Below are 1,561 nucleotides of genomic sequence, written 5' to 3'. Positions count from 1 at the left end.
TATCCCAACCATGTTCGTCGAAAAATCCTTTATTTACCGCTATGCCTGTCATATATTCGGAAAACGGCACGGCATAATACTCGTTTTTGAATTTAAGGTTATCCTTTATTTCGTTGTTAAGCGCGCCTTCAAGCGTTTTCCCATTACCGAAATCCGCCGAATACACGTCTCCGAGAGGTTCGAGCCAGCCTTTGGAGGCATACTTTCTCCAAGTCATCGGCGCAACCATAATATCGGGAACAACGCCCGTCATAAGTAAGTTTTCGATAGCCGATCCGTATGAACCGTCGCCGTCGGGAGCCAATTCGATTTTTTCGTTCGGATGCGCTTCGTTATAAAGTTTTTCCCATGATTTCCAATGAGTGTCTAAATACGCAGCCTCGAAATATCCGACAGATATAGTCTGAACTTTTCCGCTTCCGTTGTTCGATTCGCTCGATTGATTCGCGCCTCCGCACGACGTCAATCCGATAAGCGATGCCATTGTCGCCGCGATTATCGCAATAGCTTGTTTGCCTTTAAAGAATTTTTTAATTCCTCTCACGATTTTGCCTCCTCGGTATTTCTGTCGAAAAAAAACGACAATTTTTAAAAATTAACTTTGTTAGTTTATTGTGTAAACAAATACACCCCGATAAAACTAACAAAGTTATTATATCACGTTTTTTGTATTTGTCAATACGTTTTTTAAAAATTCCACTAAAAATTTTTGCCGAGATTATTTCGTCTCGGAAGTCTTTTCAAACTCTATAAAACCTTCGGCAATCGCGCCCTTGTAAATATTGTTGTCTTTGCCGACAAATTTAACGTCGATTTGAGAATGCGTCGGGCTTTTTGAAAACATTTCGTCGAGTTTTTTTTCGACGAGCGTTTTAAGCCTTATGATTTCGCCGTCGAAAACGATATGCGAAACGTCGAGAAGTTCGGTGACGCTCCATAAAAATCTGCCGAGAACAGCAATAGAATCGTTAAGCGTTTTTAAAGCGACTTCTTTGCCGTCTATGCAATCCGATATAAATTTTTCTTTAATTTCGGCATACGGAATATCATTTTCTCCTATCGCACAAAGATAACGGTCGGTTATGCTTTTAAGCGATAAGACGGTTGAAAATATTTTACTGTTTTCGTTCGGGAAAAAATCGGTCGCGTCGATGGGATTCATGCCGAAAAACGCAAATTCACCCGCCATTCCGCGTTCGCCCGAAAATATTTTCTTGTTAAACACGAATCCCCCGCCGACGCCCTCGTCAATATAAATGAATATAAAATTATCCGGAACGGCAGGGTTTTCGAGTTCGGCATACATTGCTGCCGACATATCGTTCGTCATGCAAACGGGAACACCGAGTTTCCCTTCGAGGAATTCGGCGAAATTTTCGCCGTAAAACTCCGAAAACTTCCCCGCAAACGAAAATCTGTCCGTTTTACAATCGTATTTGCCCGCAAAAACGAAAACCGCATGATGAAGAGGCTTATTAAAAGTTTTAACGTCAAAAATCGCTTGTTCGAGTATTTCTCGTTTTACAACGTATCCTGTCTCGTATTCTTTTCTGTACAACTC

General features: G+C 41.3%; 2 protein-coding genes. Both read right to left on the bottom strand.

The genetic code is table 11. From position 1 onward, the window contains the following. A partial coding sequence (locus Q0F58_RS19580) for an extracellular solute-binding protein (RefSeq protein ID WP_294379776.1) occupies positions 1 to 544 on the bottom strand: 544 nt, incomplete at its 3' end. Positions 545 to 718: 174 nt separating this feature from the next. Further along, positions 719 to 1,561: ROK family protein (locus Q0F58_RS19575; protein ID WP_294379774.1), on the bottom strand; the 843-nt coding region annotated here is incomplete at its 5' end.

This window comes from uncultured Clostridium sp. (genome assembly GCF_934754915.1).
Taxonomy (GTDB): domain Bacteria; phylum Bacillota; class Clostridia; order Clostridiales; family Clostridiaceae; genus Clostridium.
Note: the sequence above shows the minus strand (reverse complement) of the source record. Positions and strands in the feature narration are given on the sequence as shown.